This window comes from Nitrospira moscoviensis (genome assembly GCF_001273775.1).
GTDB lineage: Bacteria > Nitrospirota > Nitrospiria > Nitrospirales > Nitrospiraceae > Nitrospira_D > Nitrospira_D moscoviensis.
This window is the reverse complement of sequence record NZ_CP011801.1, coordinates 354,942-369,674: the sequence shown is the minus strand read 5'-3', so window position 1 is coordinate 369,674 and position 14,733 is coordinate 354,942. Positions and strand designations below refer to the sequence as shown.

20 protein-coding genes and 1 tRNA gene are annotated in these 14,733 nt (G+C 60.6%); 5 read left to right on the top strand and 16 right to left on the bottom strand.

Annotated elements, in window-relative coordinates:
- Window positions 1-98 precede the first annotated feature (98 nt).
- A complete protein-coding gene (locus NITMOv2_RS01780) occupies window positions 99-704 on the top strand; it encodes a 2,3-bisphosphoglycerate-dependent phosphoglycerate mutase (RefSeq protein ID WP_053378259.1) in 606 nt (201 codons plus the stop codon).
- A gap of 9 nt (window positions 705-713) precedes the next feature.
- On the opposite strand, the gene NITMOv2_RS01775 is transcribed toward NITMOv2_RS01780, so the two are convergent.
- Entirely contained in the window at window positions 714-1,196 is a 483-nt protein-coding gene (locus tag NITMOv2_RS01775; protein ID WP_145976133.1) for a hypothetical protein, read from the bottom strand.
- A 122-nt stretch (window positions 1,197-1,318) separates the two neighbouring features.
- On the opposite strand from NITMOv2_RS01775, the gene NITMOv2_RS01770 reads away from it, so the two are divergent.
- The gene (locus NITMOv2_RS01770) at window positions 1,319-1,864 is read left to right on the top strand and encodes a porin family protein (protein WP_145976132.1); all 546 of its coding nucleotides are present in this window, start codon (window positions 1,319-1,321) and stop codon (window positions 1,862-1,864) included.
- A gap of 83 nt (window positions 1,865-1,947) precedes the next feature.
- Here the strand turns inward: NITMOv2_RS01770 and NITMOv2_RS01765 are convergent, their stop codons facing one another.
- From NITMOv2_RS01765 to NITMOv2_RS01755, 3 genes are all read right to left on the bottom strand, one after another.
- A complete protein-coding gene (locus NITMOv2_RS01765; protein WP_053378256.1) occupies window positions 1,948-2,970 on the bottom strand; it encodes a D-alanine--D-alanine ligase family protein in 1,023 nt (340 codons plus the stop codon).
- Window positions 2,967-4,028, bottom strand: coding sequence for a putative zinc-binding metallopeptidase (locus NITMOv2_RS01760; RefSeq protein WP_145976131.1), 1,062 nt, complete (start codon window positions 4,026-4,028; stop codon window positions 2,967-2,969). Before NITMOv2_RS01760 ends, NITMOv2_RS01765 begins: the two co-directional genes overlap by 4 nt.
- 165 nt (window positions 4,029-4,193) lie before the next feature.
- The gene (locus tag NITMOv2_RS01755) at window positions 4,194-4,685 is read right to left on the bottom strand and encodes an arsenate-mycothiol transferase ArsC (protein WP_053378255.1); all 492 of its coding nucleotides are present in this window, start codon (window positions 4,683-4,685) and stop codon (window positions 4,194-4,196) included.
- Between the two features lie 43 nt (window positions 4,686-4,728).
- On the opposite strand from NITMOv2_RS01755, the gene ttcA reads away from it, so the two are divergent.
- A complete protein-coding gene (gene ttcA, locus NITMOv2_RS01750; RefSeq protein WP_083447675.1) occupies window positions 4,729-5,610 on the top strand; it encodes a tRNA 2-thiocytidine(32) synthetase TtcA in 882 nt (293 codons plus the stop codon).
- A 43-nt stretch (window positions 5,611-5,653) separates the two neighbouring features.
- Window positions 5,654-6,085, top strand: coding sequence for a hypothetical protein (locus tag NITMOv2_RS01745; RefSeq protein ID WP_053378254.1), 432 nt, complete (start codon window positions 5,654-5,656; stop codon window positions 6,083-6,085).
- An 11-nt stretch (window positions 6,086-6,096) separates the two neighbouring features.
- On the opposite strand, the gene msrA is transcribed toward NITMOv2_RS01745, so the two are convergent.
- The 12 genes from msrA to NITMOv2_RS01695 form a co-directional block, all read right to left on the bottom strand.
- Window positions 6,097-6,627, bottom strand: a complete 531-nt coding sequence (msrA, locus tag NITMOv2_RS01740) for a peptide-methionine (S)-S-oxide reductase MsrA (RefSeq protein WP_053378253.1) — start codon at window positions 6,625-6,627, stop codon at window positions 6,097-6,099.
- A gap of 2 nt (window positions 6,628-6,629) precedes the next feature.
- On the bottom strand, window positions 6,630-6,791 hold the full coding sequence (locus tag NITMOv2_RS23745; protein WP_187299333.1) for a hypothetical protein: 162 nt from the start codon (window positions 6,789-6,791) through the stop codon (window positions 6,630-6,632).
- A 203-nt stretch (window positions 6,792-6,994) separates the two neighbouring features.
- Window positions 6,995-7,423: a PilZ domain-containing protein gene (locus NITMOv2_RS01735; RefSeq protein ID WP_083447674.1), complete on the bottom strand. Its 429-nt coding sequence runs from the start codon at window positions 7,421-7,423 to the stop codon at window positions 6,995-6,997.
- A 50-nt stretch (window positions 7,424-7,473) separates the two neighbouring features.
- Window positions 7,474-8,172, bottom strand: coding sequence for an OmpA family protein (locus NITMOv2_RS01730; protein WP_053378251.1), 699 nt, complete (start codon window positions 8,170-8,172; stop codon window positions 7,474-7,476).
- Between the two features lie 268 nt (window positions 8,173-8,440).
- The gene (locus tag NITMOv2_RS23740; protein WP_187299332.1) at window positions 8,441-8,581 is read right to left on the bottom strand and encodes a hypothetical protein; all 141 of its coding nucleotides are present in this window, start codon (window positions 8,579-8,581) and stop codon (window positions 8,441-8,443) included.
- A 537-nt stretch (window positions 8,582-9,118) separates the two neighbouring features.
- Complete coding sequence (locus NITMOv2_RS01725; RefSeq protein ID WP_053378250.1) at window positions 9,119-9,496, bottom strand: response regulator; 378 nt, start codon at window positions 9,494-9,496, stop codon at window positions 9,119-9,121.
- 8 nt (window positions 9,497-9,504) lie between these two features.
- Window positions 9,505-9,822: a PilZ domain-containing protein gene (locus tag NITMOv2_RS01720; protein WP_187299331.1), complete on the bottom strand. Its 318-nt coding sequence runs from the start codon at window positions 9,820-9,822 to the stop codon at window positions 9,505-9,507.
- 312 nt (window positions 9,823-10,134) lie between these two features.
- Window positions 10,135-10,211: transfer RNA gene (locus NITMOv2_RS01715), tRNA-Arg, on the bottom strand.
- 59 nt (window positions 10,212-10,270) lie between these two features.
- Complete coding sequence (locus tag NITMOv2_RS01710; RefSeq protein WP_053378248.1) at window positions 10,271-10,771, bottom strand: shikimate kinase; 501 nt, start codon at window positions 10,769-10,771, stop codon at window positions 10,271-10,273.
- A complete protein-coding gene (locus tag NITMOv2_RS01705) occupies window positions 10,768-11,622 on the bottom strand; it encodes a shikimate dehydrogenase (RefSeq protein ID WP_053381948.1) in 855 nt (284 codons plus the stop codon). Before NITMOv2_RS01705 ends, NITMOv2_RS01710 begins: the two co-directional genes overlap by 4 nt.
- A gap of 24 nt (window positions 11,623-11,646) precedes the next feature.
- Window positions 11,647-12,402, bottom strand: coding sequence for an SDR family NAD(P)-dependent oxidoreductase (locus NITMOv2_RS01700; protein WP_053378247.1), 756 nt, complete (start codon window positions 12,400-12,402; stop codon window positions 11,647-11,649).
- Window positions 12,399-13,277, bottom strand: a complete 879-nt coding sequence (locus NITMOv2_RS01695; RefSeq protein ID WP_083448315.1) for a tRNA (adenine-N1)-methyltransferase — start codon at window positions 13,275-13,277, stop codon at window positions 12,399-12,401. Before NITMOv2_RS01695 ends, NITMOv2_RS01700 begins: the two co-directional genes overlap by 4 nt.
- A 115-nt stretch (window positions 13,278-13,392) precedes the next feature.
- On the opposite strand from NITMOv2_RS01695, the gene NITMOv2_RS01690 reads away from it, so the two are divergent.
- The gene (locus NITMOv2_RS01690; protein ID WP_083447673.1) at window positions 13,393-14,733 is read left to right on the top strand and encodes an NfeD family protein; all 1,341 of its coding nucleotides are present in this window, start codon (window positions 13,393-13,395) and stop codon (window positions 14,731-14,733) included.

The following is a 14,733-nucleotide window of genomic DNA, read 5'->3' as shown; positions in this document are numbered from 1 at the left end:
GCGGATGGTACTGCCGCCGTGACGATGAAAGCAACCGCTTGACTTGGGTACACAATCCAGTAAATGTTGAACCATTCTTCTTGGATGGGAGGCTGCGTATGGGGCGTTTGGTCTTGCTGCGGCATGGAGAGTCGCAATGGAATCTGGAGAACCGCTTCACCGGCTGGGTCGATGTGCCGCTGTCGCAGCGCGGCATGCAGGAAGCCAAGAATGCGGGAGACAAACTGCGCGGATTCACATTCGACCGCGCCTTCACATCCGTGTTGGTCCGCGCCAACGAGACCTTACGGATCGTATTGGAGGCCATCGGCCAGACGACCATTCCCATCGAGAAGGACAAGGCGCTCAACGAACGAATGTACGGCGAACTGCAAGGGTTGAACAAGGCCGAAACGGCCAAAAAGTACGGCGACGAGCAGGTCAAGATCTGGCGGCGCAGTTTCGACGTCCGGCCGCCGGGCGGCGAAAGTTTGAAGGACACGGCCGAGCGGGTCCTTCCGTATTATGCACGGCACATCAAACCCTATGTACTGAAAGGCGAGACGATCCTGATCGCCGCGCACGGCAACAGTTTGCGGGCCCTGGTGATGGAGCTGGAACGGTTGTCGCGGGAACAGGTGCTGGAGCTCAATATCCCCACCGGGGCGCCGCTCTTGTACGAGTTCGACCAGAACGGGAATGTCGTGTCGCACCGGTACTTGTGAATTCGCCCGCTAGCCGACGCTATCGAGCAGCTGGCCGTATTCCGCGGCGGGCGCGTAGTCGATCAGGAGGACGAGGAGTTTCTGCCGGTCCTCCGGCGTCACCAACCCCTGGTCTTCAATGAGCGAGGCTGCTTCCGCGCTCACGGCCATGTGGCTCATGCCTTCCTGATCCACGAGACGCGCGTAGCCGGCCCGGCGCTCATCCAATTCCTTTCGATACTCCTCCCAGGTCCCAGGTCCCAGCCGCTGCTGCTCCCACCATTCAGTGCGGATCCGCTGGAACAACGCGTCGCGAATGGCCGCGCGATATTTCTGCGGAATATGCGCATCGATGGCGGCCAGTATCCAATATAAATTGAGCGAGAGGATTTCCCGCGCGATGTGGCGCGCGTGATCCTCCGTCGCCTCGATGCCGTACTCTTCCAACTGAGGAGCGGACAACGGCTGCGGCATCATCTGAAAGAGGGCGGCGGCGGCTTCTGCTGGCGTCACGAGCTGTCGTCCTTTGGTGAAGGTCAACGGAGCATACTGGAGCGTCCCATCGTCTCTCAAGCGGCTTGTCCGCCTTACCGGCCTATGCTAGAGTCCGCTCGCCCTCGGAGAAAGGACACCGCATGGTGACACGGTACTCTCGTCGCGCAGTGGCTTTTCTGTGCGCCGCTCTCGTCTCGGTTTGCCTCCACATCCGCCCCGCGCACGCCGGCAGTTGGGGATTCGGCTCAGACTTAGGTTTGATGACCGGCACCGTGAACGACACGGTGTTCAATCTCGGATTCCATCTCGATTACTATGCCGACCGTAATTTTTCCTTCGGCCCGATGATGCAGATCACGCCGACGGGCGATCTGTTTCAAATCGCGCTGGCCGGGGTGGGAAAGTACCACGTCCGTTTGAGCAACGGCCTCAATATCGTGCCGTTCACCGGGATCGGACTCATTCACGCCAGCCTCGACAAGGGCACCGGCCCTTCGCGCATCGATCGCAACGACACCAGTTGGTATATTCCCATTGGCGTGTCGCTGGAATATCAAGTCGTCCACAACATCGCCCTCGCCACGACCCTCATCGTCAACCTGCACGACATCAATCTGTCTCCATCCCTGCCCGAGCATGATCATACGAGCGTGTCTCTGCTGTTCGGATTCCGCTGGGGCCCGTAATCGATTCTCCTATGCCCTCGACAAAAAGAAGCGGCGGAAGGCCGCTGGTCCTTCCGCCGCTTGGAGGGGGGTCTCCTGATGTCTTACGCCGCTTTGGCCGGCCGCCAGCGTAACCCGACGTTCAAGAGCTCCTGGAGGAGATTCTTATAGTCGTAGCAGGCTTTTTCCGCCGAATCGGCGAAGTCTTCGTCATGCGCGATCTGCGGATTGGGATTCGCCTCGAGCACATAGAGCTGCCCCTGCTCGTCCATCCGCATGTCGATGCGGGCATAGCCACTCAGTCCCAGCGCCCGATAGACCCGTTTAGCGAGATGCTGGATTTCCTCCGCTTTGCCCTCCGGAAGATTCTTCGCTTCGCGCGAAGTGATGCCGTACTTATCCTGATACTTTCGGCTCCACTTGACTCGCTCCGTCGCAATCCGCTTCGCATCCTCCGGCAGCTTGTCGAGAATCAATTCCCAGACGGGCAAGGCTTGCAGTTGGCCGTTGCCGATCACGCCCACGTAGAATTCTCGGCCCTCGATGTAGCGCTCGATCAGCGCGCCGGAGCCGACGCTGTTGTGGATAAAAACCACCCGCTCTCGGAGCTTCTCGTCGTCTTCCACGATCGAGGCCTGCGAGATGCCGAGCGAGGCTTCTTCGCTGACCGATTTCACGATCAGGGGGAACGTCAGCGACTTGGGCCGTTTGACCGCCCGTCCTTGCGGCACCACCATGAACTCCGGATAGGGAATACGATGGAACGATAGGACCTTCTTCGTCAGCGCTTTGTCGCGGGCGAGCATGAGCCCGCGAGGATTGCACCCAGTATAGGGCATCCGCAGCAATTCCAGGTAGGACACGACGTGTTGATCGTAGACGGCCACCCCGTCGAATTCTTCCAGCAAGTTGAACGCAATGTGCGGCTTCCATTGCTCGATCGCCGTGCGGATCACCCCCAAGTCGCTTTTGACGCCGAGCGGCAGCACCTCATGGCCCAGCCTCCTGAGCGTCGAGACGACGTCGTACTCCGTCCGCCATTCCACGGTCTTCAGATCGTGCCCGTTGGCGTGGTCCGGCGGCACGAGGTCTTCGTGCATCAACACCAGAACGCGCAGACGTTTCATAGGGCCACCCGGTGGCGACCGCTTCGCAGAAAATTCATCGTGTGGACGGTCAGCAGAATGGTGAAGTCCAGCTTGGCCTGCTCTTCGGGGATCGGCACGCGCAAGTCCAGCTCGCGGGCGCGCCGGATCATGTCTTCCAATACCTGGTCGATGGTGTACTGGTATTCTCCGGTCCAGGCCGCGACCTTGCGGCGCACTTCCCGTCGAAAGCGATTCAAGAACGTCGCTGCGCTGGGTTTGCCGCCGTGGGCCGGCGCGCTGGAAAACAGCCGTTTGAGGTCCGGGTCGTAGAGCGACTGCCGTTCCACGCCGTAATGGCTGCGTTTGTGCTCATAATGTTCGCGGAGCGTTTTCTTCAGGCTGGAGAGCGGATCGACCTCTTCGCGAGTCGTCACGGGAGGAGTTGTCCCGACCAGCTCGTTCATCAGCTGATCCATATAGCGGAGTTTCTTCAAGACGGGCCAACCGCGATAGCGCTCTTCCCACAGCGAGTCCGGCGTGAGCCACACCGCGAACGTTTCCGCAAAATCCTCGTCGGGATGGCTCTGCGCGTACCACAGATCCAGGTGCCGGACGAAGCTCCGGCTGTACGGCCTCGGTGTGTAATACCGCGGATAGCGCTGCGAGGAACGGCCGAACATCTGTTGGCGCGTCTTCCGCCGGCGGATCTTATAGGCGTTCTCAATGGCATGGCCGGCTTCATGGCGGAGGATACGCAGGCACCATTCCGGCGTGCCCCCCTCCACTTCCAACATCTGCGCCAGTTCCAGTTTGGCCAGGCGGGGATGGGCCAGATAGAAGGGGACGGCAATCCCCGGCACGCCGTCCGGTGTAAACCATTCGTTCGAGAGCCAGAAATGGGGGCGAAACAGAAGACGCCGCTCTTCCAACTCACGAGTCAATTCGGCGATCGGGCCGGCGAGAAATCCGCCTTTGATGTCCACGTGGAGATCGCATATGGGGAGATCCAACAGCGCCTCGTCGGACCATGAGGCCCAGTGGGGCTCTTCCTGTCCGGTCACGGGCGTCTTCAGCACGTCGGCGGCAGCACGTTGCATGGTCCGGTCTCAGCCTCTGATCGCGCCATCTCCGTAAAAAATATAGCATGCGGGCCGCCAATCACCGCTGTACGAGCGGCTGGAGGCCCGCTCGCCGCGCCGGGAGAGGAAAAATTTGTCCCGAGGGGTACAAGAATGAACCGAGAAGGGCGCGAAACGGGCTCCTTAGCCGAAAAACTGTGGCAATCGTGCCATCAATGTCGGCGTCGCGTTCCAAATGTGATCCACAATCGATTCGACATAGGCCTTCGCCGCTTCCAAATCGCGCTCCCATTCGGGCAGGGCTTCATGGAGATCAAGGATCGGCGTCTCGGAGCCGCTCGATACCTGATTGAAGAGCGGTGCGTGCCGGCCGAATGCCTGGGCGATATGCATCTGGTGATCATATCCCATGGCGATGATGAGCGCGGCATCCTGAATCAATTCAGCCGTGAGCCGCCGTTGCACATGCTTGGCGGGATCGATGCCTTTTTGGATAAGTCGTGCTCGGACGATTGGATGGACTGCTTGCGGCTTGGCTTCGATGCCGGCCGATCCTACGAGATAAGGGCTATAGCGCCCCAACTGAGCGCGCAGCGCATGCTCCGCCGCCATGCTGCGAAAGATATTGCCCGTGCACACGAACAGAATCAACGGAAGGGCCTGCTCAGATTTCATCGATCCCCCGGTCCGTCGACAGAGAAATGCGGGAGCAGGTAGAATGCCGCCCATGCGCAACTCGACGACTCCAACGCGCTCTCCCTTGAAGCTCGACGACGAAACAGACAAGCTCCAAACGCGCCTGTGCCGGCTGGTGGGGCAGGCGATCGCCGACTACCGCCTCATTGAAGAAGGCGACAAAGTGATGGTCTGTCTGTCCGGCGGAAAGGACAGCTACGGCCTGCTCGACATTTTGTTGGTCCTGCAACGCCGCGCTCCCGTCCGCTTCGACCTCGTCGCCGTCAACCTGGACCAAAAGCAGCCCGGATTTCCGGCGCACATCTTGCCCGATTATCTCGCAACCCGGGGCATTCCGTATCACATTGAAACACGGGACACCTACTCCATTGTGAAACGCCTCATTCCCGAAGGCCAGACCACCTGCTCCCTCTGTTCGCGGTTGCGGCGCGGCCATCTGTACCGGATCGCCGGCGAGCTGGGCGCCACGAAGATCGCCTTGGGTCATCACCGGGATGATATCGTCGAGACCCTATTCTTAAATCTGTTTTATACCGGCAAGCTGAAGGCCATTCCGCCGAAGCTCCGGTCGAAGGACGGCCGCCATGTTGTCATCCGTCCGTTGGCCTTCGTGAAGGAGTCGGATCTGGCGCGCTACGCCGAGCTGCGGGCATTTCCGATCATTCCCTGCGATTTGTGCGGCTCACAGGAAGACTTGAAACGCAAAAAGGTGAAGGCCTTCCTCCGAGATTGGGAAACCGCCTCGCCCGGTTGCTCGGACAGCATCGCCGCGGCGCTGGCAAACGTGGCACCATCACTCCTAATGGATCGGCGGTTGTTCGACTTCGGCTCGCTTGCCGCGCCGGACGATGTCGCGCCGGAAGGAGACAGCTGGTTGGATCAAGAACCGCAAGGCGCGCTCTGACAGTTTTTGCGTGCAGCCCTGCCCCTGATCGATTCATCGCCGCATGGGCACAGGAGATCGAGACAGCCTCAGCCGATCGGAGCCTCCGCTCTGGTCGATCGGTCTTGCAGTCGTCGTCATTCTGCTGGCTCCCCTCGTGTTGTACTCGCTGGCGCCCAGCGGCCCGCTGCGGGAAGGGGATACGATCTTTTCTGAGGGGCAACAGCGCGTGCTGCTCAGGACGGCATCCGGAGCGTCTTCACTTCAGGAAGGCGAGATCTGCCTGCTCGATCCGGGCAATCCATTGATTATCATCGGGACTCCCGGTGATCAGCCGGACGAGGCGATTCTTGCCCAAGTCCAGGGCAACCCGGCCATCGAATGGCCCTTCTGTCCTCCCCACGCCGAGGTACTCCTCAAAGCCCATCAGATCTATCAGAAGCCCGATGTCCTCAAGCAGGCGCAAGAGCTTCTCACGTATCTTCTGGGTCGGTGAGGCGGCGCGCTCTACGACTTCAGTCGTGCAGCGAACTGTTTGCGGAACTTGGCGACCTTCGGCCCGACGACAAATTGGCAATAGCCCTGCAAAGGATTCCGCGCAAAATACGCTTGGTGGTAGGCTTCGGCTTCATACCATTGCGTTGCCGGAACGATCTGTGTGACGATCGGATCGGAATAGAGTTTCTCACGATTCAACGTCTCGAGGAGCGACTCCGCCACCTGCTTCTGCTCGGGAGAATGATAGAAGACGGCCGATCGGTACTGGGTGCCGATGTCGTTCCCTTGGCGATTCAACGTCGTGGGGTCGTGGATTACGAAGAAAATTTCCAGCAGCTCGCGATAGGAGATGGCGCGCGGATCGAAGGTGATCCGCAGCGCCTCCGCATGTCCGGTGCGACCGCTGCAGACCGCCTCATAGGTCGGGTGATCGAGGCTCCCGCCAATGTAGCCGGACTCTACCGATTCGACGCCGGTGACCTGATCGTAGACCGCCTCCAAGCACCAGAAGCAGCCGCCGGCGAGAGTCGCGATTTCCATGCTTACTCTTCTTCCTCTTCTTCGATATCTTCAATGCCCTCGTAACTCATGTCGGGAAACGCGGCGGCCGCTTTTTCGCAGGCGGTCTCCACCATCTCTTCGGCGTCTTCCGCCGAATCCGCATTGACCAGAAACTTCACCGTGATTGCGTACTGTTGGTCCACACGCCTCTCCTTTCGCTGTTCGCCAGAGTGTACCGCTGTCCAGATGCCGGCTGACACGAATTGCCCACCCGCGCTCGCTGAAGAGCGAAGCTTCACTTTCTGATAGACGCGGTCGCGGTGTCAACCGAGATAGCGCGCAGGAGGGACGATCAACGTGGCGGGAGATGATGCGAGCCCTTGTGAGCCAATGCTGAAGGATCGGCTTAGTCGTTCTGCTCCAGTTCTCCAAGCACCCTGGTGAGTTTGACGGCTTCGTCCTGTCGCATGCGGGTAAAAGCGATGCCGGAGAGCTTCCCCTCCACCCATCGGACGGTCACCTCGTCGATCCGAAGCGGCCAGTCCAAGCCCGGCACATGAAGTCGACATTCGAACGACTCGCCCACGGTCACCGGCATGTCGCTTTCGATCTTGCAGCCCCCGGCTGAGATATCGAGCGTCCGCCCCTGTCCTTCGTCGCGCACACCGGAAAACGTGCCGCGGAATTGCGCGGTGAAGCGCGGTTGAACGCGTCGTTCCCGAGACGATCGCTTCACGGATGTTTTGGCGGATGGAGCGAACGGGGAAGTGAGCCGCCGGCTGGCCGATACGCCCATCTGCTTCTCCGACATCCTTGCCAGACTGTTCCGTTTCATTTGCCAGGCCTCCCATCGCGGGGAACCCCGGCGGTCTCCGCACAAGGCACTTACTTCTTGATGCCCAACAACATGTGCCCCCGGCGGTTCTGCTGATAGCAGGACTCGTCGTGATCGAAGCAGAACGGCCGCTCTTTGCCGTACGAGACGATGGCCACCTGTTTCGGGCTCACGCCGGCTTCGATCAAATAACTGCGCGCCGCTTTGGCGCGTTTGTCGCCGAGCACCATGTTGTAGTCGCTGGTGCCGCGTTCATCGCAGTGGCCTTCGATCTTCAGCACGGCGCCCGGGTGGTCTTTCAAATAACTCGCATCACGATTCAGCGACTCCATCCCGGCGCTTGAAATGGTCCATTGGTCGTATCCGAAGAACACGTCCTGGAGACCGGCTTCCAGTGCCGCCTTTTCCTCTTTCGTCAATTCGGCTCTCCGCCTGACACCGACGTCCGAGGGAGACAGCGATGTCGCGAACCCGCCTTGCGCTTGCGCGAGGCGCTCTTCGGAGGGGTTCTGCGAGAAACCGCTCAACTCGCCGCTCGAGTTCCTGCCCGAAAAGCCGGGAAAGCTTGAGCCGCCGCTGCCCGACACGGAACCCGATCCCGTGGAGGCAGATCCCGCGGTGCCTGACCCCGCAGAGCCCGTTTCGTTGTCGCCGCCGGACCGTAGCCATTTCGTGCCGCAGCCCTGGCTCAGCAACACCGACATGCCCAACACCACCGCTAACCCCGACGTTCTCACCGTTCTCTTCATGGCCCCTCTCCTCTATTGTTCGGCACAGATCCGGACTTGTCCCGATGACGTTGACTCTTCAGGACAAATATAGCACCGGCCCGAAAAACGGCCGGTCCAGCGCATGCTCTCTCGCCGGAGAGCTACGGGTCGATAAAAATCAAAGGCTTAGAAGGTGCGATCTGCGCGGGACAGGGCGGAAGCGACTACGAAGCGACTATGGAGGATCAGGAAGAAAAGCGGGAAACCACTGAGGCAGGTAAACAGAATCGTAACAACGGAAACCGATTTAGCGGAGCGCTTTCCGATCAGACCACCGAACCGGCCGCAACACAGCCCCCAACCCGGCCACCGCACAGATCAACAGGAGAAACGCAAGGGCCAACACCAGGACGAAACCCGCTTTCACATCGTGCAATACAGGGACCATGTTCCTCCCCTCCTCTTGCTCGTCTTATCCGCTTTGCCATCCACACTCGCAGACCCAAGGATGCATCGGATCGGCCTTGCGCAAGACCCTCCCACAACAGGGACACTGTCTAGTCCAGACCCCTCTTTTCCCCTCGTTTGATGACCAGTCGTCCTTGCGCGCTAGCATATCTTCTCGGCTCAAGGGCTCCACAGCATAACAGCGGTATTGTCGCTTTTGACGAGAGTGTAGATCAAGAGCGTTGAACTTTCTATGCCGCTTAGGAGGGGGACCAAGAAGACGGAGCTGTGTCGCTAAGACCTTGACCCAAAGGATTTGGTGCGCCTGGTAGCAGCTCATGGATCAGCCCAGCTCAGAATTCCTGGCGATCGAAGAGTGCGCCGTTGGTGACCTATCTTCAAAGACCTGCCCGCTGCCCCCTTTTGCTGTCTCAGCTTCGGTACTTTTTTGGGAGAAGCGGAAATCGGAGGAGACAGATACGGGACGGTCACCACCTCTGCAGCCGGATACCGGCCGGGCGTTCAGCCGCGATAGATATCAGGTGTGAGCGTCTGAGGGCGACGGCAAAACTTCCTGCAATGCCAACCCGAGGTGATCCAGCGAAAAGGCCTTCTGAATAAAGGCTGTGGCGCCATGGTTCAGCATTTCTTGCTGAACCTCTTCGGCGCTGTGCCCACTAAAGACGACCACGGGTAGCTTGGGGTGGAGTGTCCGCAATTGCCGGAGTACGCTGCGCCCGTCTATCCCCGGCATGTGGAGGTCTAACACGACGGCATCAGGATGCCCTCGATGACATAACGTTAACCCCGTTCGACCATTGTCCGCCACAATGACCTCATACCCTCGTTCCTCCAAGACAGCAGCGAGAAGTTCTCGGTCTCGGGCATCATCTTCGATGACTAAGACTTTGGCCATATGACCCGTTACCCTTTACCTTTCATGACAAGCGCCCGAAGCCGCTCCCGCTGCGCCAACCGGATTGAGGTGAACTCGATTCCGTACCGTCCGTCTTGAGCCCACCTCACGATGACCTCATCAACACGCATTGGCCACTTGTGGTCCGGGAGGAAGATCGAGAGTTTCAACAATGCGCCGACAGCAATCGTTTCAGATGTAGAGATCTGACATCCGCCGGTTGAGACATCAACCAGCACGGCTTCTCCTTCAAAGTCGTCTTTGCCAAAGAAAAACACCCGGCACGAAAGATCCACCCGACGCCCGCGGCGCTCGTTCTCCGTCACCTCATCCGATCGCTCGCTCCCGCGTACTGTGGACGCGTGCCTATTCATAGTTATGGCTCATATTATGCCAGGCTACCAAGGGAGCGGTGTCACTCGCCTTCCCAGGAAGAGGGGTCAGTCAGCTATTCGGACGTAGGGGGGTCGAACCTTAGCCGGGCGCTGGATTGCGCCATGACTTTAGACAGCTCCGAAGGGTGGAGCTTGAAGCCTTCGGGAGGTGTGTCTTGCGAAACGCCGATACAGATACCGACACCGGAGGAGTTTTGCGGTGTCTGACGTGTGACCGTGATCCGCTAAGTCCTTGAAATGATTTGGTGCGCCCGGCAGGAATTGAACCTGCGACCTACGGGTTCGAAGCCCGGCGCTCTATCCAACTGAGCTACGGGCGCACGCCGCTCACTTCAAACATGTCGGGGACCGGTTGTCAAGAATGCGGGCCCTAGGATTGTCATAGCCGTGCGAGAATCTCGTCGGCAATTTGGACGATCGAACGCTGATCGGTCTCGATGACGTGATCGGCTGCCGCTTGATATTTGGGAGTCCGCTCCTGCAACACCTCGTCTATTTCCTCGATGAAGGATTTGGTGCCGGTCAACGATGGGCGTTGCATGTCACGTCCGATCCGGGAGGCAATCGTATCCACGGAAGCCCGGAGCCAGAACAGACGCCCGTTCTTCTTGAGCGCGTCGACGTTCGCCGGTCTCAGAATAGCCCCCCCGCCCGTATCGACGACCAGGTGATCCCTGGCCGCCACCTCCCGGCAGATTTGCGATTCCAGATCCCGAAAGTACTCCCACCCATGTTCGGCGACGATCTCGGGCACACCGCGCTGTGCCCGCTTCACGATTTCCGCGTCTGTAGAGACGGCGGTGCGCCCGAGACGGGCCGCCAGCGCTTTGGCGACCGTGCTTTTTCCCGTCCCTCGATAGCCGATCAAGACGACGTTCATTGAAAGCGCGACTCCAGCACCCGGCGCATCACGTCGATCGGAGCGTGCCGCCCGGTCCAGAGTTCGAACTGTGCCACCGCTTGATGGAGAAACATCTCCAGGCCGGGGATCGTCTTGCACCCGGCCCGCGCGGCGTCCTTCAACAACCGGGTGTCGCGTGGATTGTAGACGATATCCATGACGGCGAGGCCGGCGTGGAGCAGGGGCGGGGGAACGCAGCTCCCATCGACTTTCGGGGACATGCCGATCGGCGTACAATGGATCAGAACGTGGGCTCGAGGCAGCGTTTTGCCGAGAGCGGTTTCATCGAGCGGCCCCTCGTCGACAGGCTGCGCGCAGAAAGCATGGAGGTCTTTCGCCAACGCGATACGCTCCCCATCATCGATCCCCAGCAAGGTCAATCGCTCAAGCTGAGCATCCGCAGCCAGGGCAAAGGCGATGGCGCGCGCCGCGCCGCCGGATCCCACAATCACCACATGCCGGCCGCGCAGATCGACCGCCGCGTCTTTCAACGCGCGCAACGCTCCCGTCGCATCGGTGTTGGAGCCGGTGAGCACTCCCTTGTCTGCGACGATGGTATTGACCGCGCCGATCTTTTGAGCGGTCGGCTCGATCTGATCGAGAAACGGAATCACGGCGACCTTATGAGGAATCGTCACGCTGGCGCCGCGGAAATTGCCCAGCGCGCGAAGCCCACGGATCGCGTCGGCGATCGCCTCGACTTTCCAGGCGAGGTACACGCAATTGACGCCGGCGCTGCGGAAGGCGGCGTTATGAATCGCCGGCGACAACGAATGCTCGACGGGATTGCCGATCACCCCGCAAAACTGAGTCTGGGCGTTGATGTCCATGGTCATCATTCTGGAGGGCGGCCGTCACCAGGCCGTCTTTCCTCCATCGATCATATAGGTGGCCCCTGTCACCCATGCCGCTTCATCGGACGCCAAGTACAGTACGAGGTAAGCTACTTCCTCGGGCGTTCCCGGACGGCGAATCGGGTAATGCGCAAGAATCGGATCCAACTGCTCGGGATTCGCCATCAGCGGAGCCGCCATCGGCGTGGCGATGAGACCGGGATTGACGACGTTGCACCGAATGCCGTCCTGGGCGTAATCGATCGCCACGGCCCTGGTCAGGGCGTCGAGCGCGCCTTTGGACGCGGCATAGGCGGGCAGCATCGGGATTCCGACCACACTGGCAACCGAGGAAATATTCACGATGGACCCGCGCCGCCGCGCCAACATGTGAGGGACGGCGGCGCGCGTCATGTGGAAGACGCCCGTGAGATTGACGTTGAGGACTCGTTCCCACGTGGCATCATCCAGCTCGTGAATCCGGCGGCCGAACTCGCCCACGCCGGCATTGTTGACCAGAATATCGAGCGCGCCGAATTGCCGCACCGCCTGTTCGACGGCCGTCCGCGCGTGCCGATCATCGGTCACCGACCCGGCGACCGCGAGCGCTCGTCCATTCTCTCGGCCGATGTCCTCAACGACCCGATCCAGCTCCGCTTGCCGGCGGCCTGTGACGACCACCGATGCTCCTTCTTTGGCAAATACCCTTACGATCGCCTCGCCGATCCCCGCATTGCCTCCCGTGACCAGGGCGACTTTCCCTGCCAGCCGATTCATGCGGCCCGGTCCTCATCTTCGTCTACCGACTCGCCGCCGGAGTGCTCTCTATCGTCCTCCCCAAGTCTCGGGGTCGGCTCCAGAAGTCCCGGCTCAACCTTGCGCGCCACGGTAATAAACCCGGAATGTGCCACCATGCGATGGTCGGGCCGAACACTGCGCCCTTGCACCGACCAGGTCCGCAGCAGCGTTTCAAAGGTATGGACCATGCCGAAGACGGTCGCCCGTTCCAGCGCCTCGACGGTCTGAATGATCTGCGGCACAGTGGGAACGAAGCTCAGATAGAGGCCGCCGGAGCGAAGCGCCTGCGCCGCATGCGGCACCACTTGCCAGGGCTCCGGCAAATCGAGCACGATGCGATCGAACGGGACACCGTCCTCCGGCAAGGCGATGCCGTCATAGGCGTTCTGGCGCAACGCGACGAGGTTGGACGGCACGCCCATGTAGCGATCGATGTTCGTCATGGCGATGCGCGCGAACTCTTCACGCATTTCATAGGTCACCACGAGGCCCTTCGGGCCCGCTGCCCGCAGTAACGCCATGGTCAGGGCCCCCGAGCCGGTGCCCGCTTCGAAGACCCGCGCGCCCGGATAGATGTCGGCCCACATCGGAATCAAGGCCAAGTCTTTCGGGTAGAGCACTTGGGCTCCACGCGGCATCTTCAAGACGTACTCACCGAAGGTAGGGCGCAGGGCGAGCATTCTCTTGCCGCCCGACAAGGTCACCAGCGTCCCGTCGGGGCGGCCGATGAGCGCGTCATGGGGGATGGTTTGCCCGCTGAACTGGTAGGTTTCGCCGGCCTTCAATGTCAGGGCATACTGGCGGCCTTTCTTGTCCACCAGGTGAACGCGTTCGCCGGTTTTCAACTGCGACATGGCGCGCATTCTAGGTGGTTCATTCCGTGGTTTGCAACCGAACCGGCTTCCTTGATAGGGTGGGAAGCGGATCGCAAAACCTCACGAACTCCTGCCGGGCGACAGGGAGTCGTCGATGTCTCGGATTCACCTCAGGGGGCGCGTCCTGTCACCTCACATCGGTATCATCACCGCGCTGCTTCTCGTCATGGGCCTCGGGGCCTTGACGACTGCGACGATCGTGCAAGCCGACGAGATCGTCCTCGCGACCTACGAAGGCGTCATCAATCCCGTCGCCGCGGAATACCTGCACGATGCCCTCGAATCCGCTCAAGCCGGCGGAGCGAAGGCGTTGATCGTGAAACTCGACACGCCGGGCGGCTTGGACACCTCGATGCGTCTGATCATCAAAGACATCACCAGCGCCTCCATTCCCGTGGTTGTCTTTGTCGCGCCCTCGGGCGGCCGTGCGGCTTCCGCGGGTGTCTTTCTCACCCTAGCAGCGCATGTCGCCGCCATGGCACCCGGAACCAACATCGGCGCGGCCCATCCGGTTGCGATGGGCGGCGGCGAGATGGATACCACGATGAAGGAGAAGGTGGAAAACGACGCCGTCGCCTATATCAAGAGCATCGCGGAGCAGCGCGGGAGGAACGTCGTCTGGGCCGAAGACGCGGTCCGGAAAAGCGCGTCGGTCACCGAGCAGGAAGCGTTGAAGCTCAAGATCATCGATCTCGTCGCGGAAGACGTCCCCGCGCTGCTCAAACAATTGCAGGGAAGAACCGTCACGCTCCCCGCCGGCCCCGTCACCCTCACGACGAAGGACGCCACCGTTCGGGAGTTCCCCATGGGACTCCGTCTGGAGCTCTTGAAGGCGCTCAGCGATCCCAATATCGCGTATCTCTTGATGACGATCGGCACCATCGGCATCCTGGCCGAGCTCTACAACCCCGGCGCGATCCTGCCCGGCGTCGTGGGAGCGATCAGTCTCATTCTGGCCTTCTACTCGTTGCAGTCGCTCCCCATCAATTACGCCGGCGTGCTGCTGCTGATCCTGGGCATCGTGTTTTTCGTCCTGGAAGCGACCGTGACGAGCTACGGGCTGCTCGCCCTGGGCGGGGTTGCCTCGATGATTTTCGGATCGCTGATGCTCATCAAATCGGACGCGGAGTTTTTTCAGATCTCCTGGGCCGTGATTATTCCCGTCGTCATCACGTCGGCCAGCGTCTCGTTGTTTTTGATCGGCATGGGCGTGCGCGCGATGCGGCGGCCGCCGCAAACCGGCAGCGAAGGCATGATCGGCGCGGTCGGCGTCGCCCAAACCGCCCTGTCTCCGCGGGGCAAGCTTTCCATCCATGGCGAGCTGTGGGACGCGGTCAGCGACACCCCGGCCGACCGCGGCGCCCTCGCCAAAGTGCTCCGGGTCGAAGGACTGACCCTGTATGTCACTCCGGTGCTCAACAAGAAAGAGGCCTAA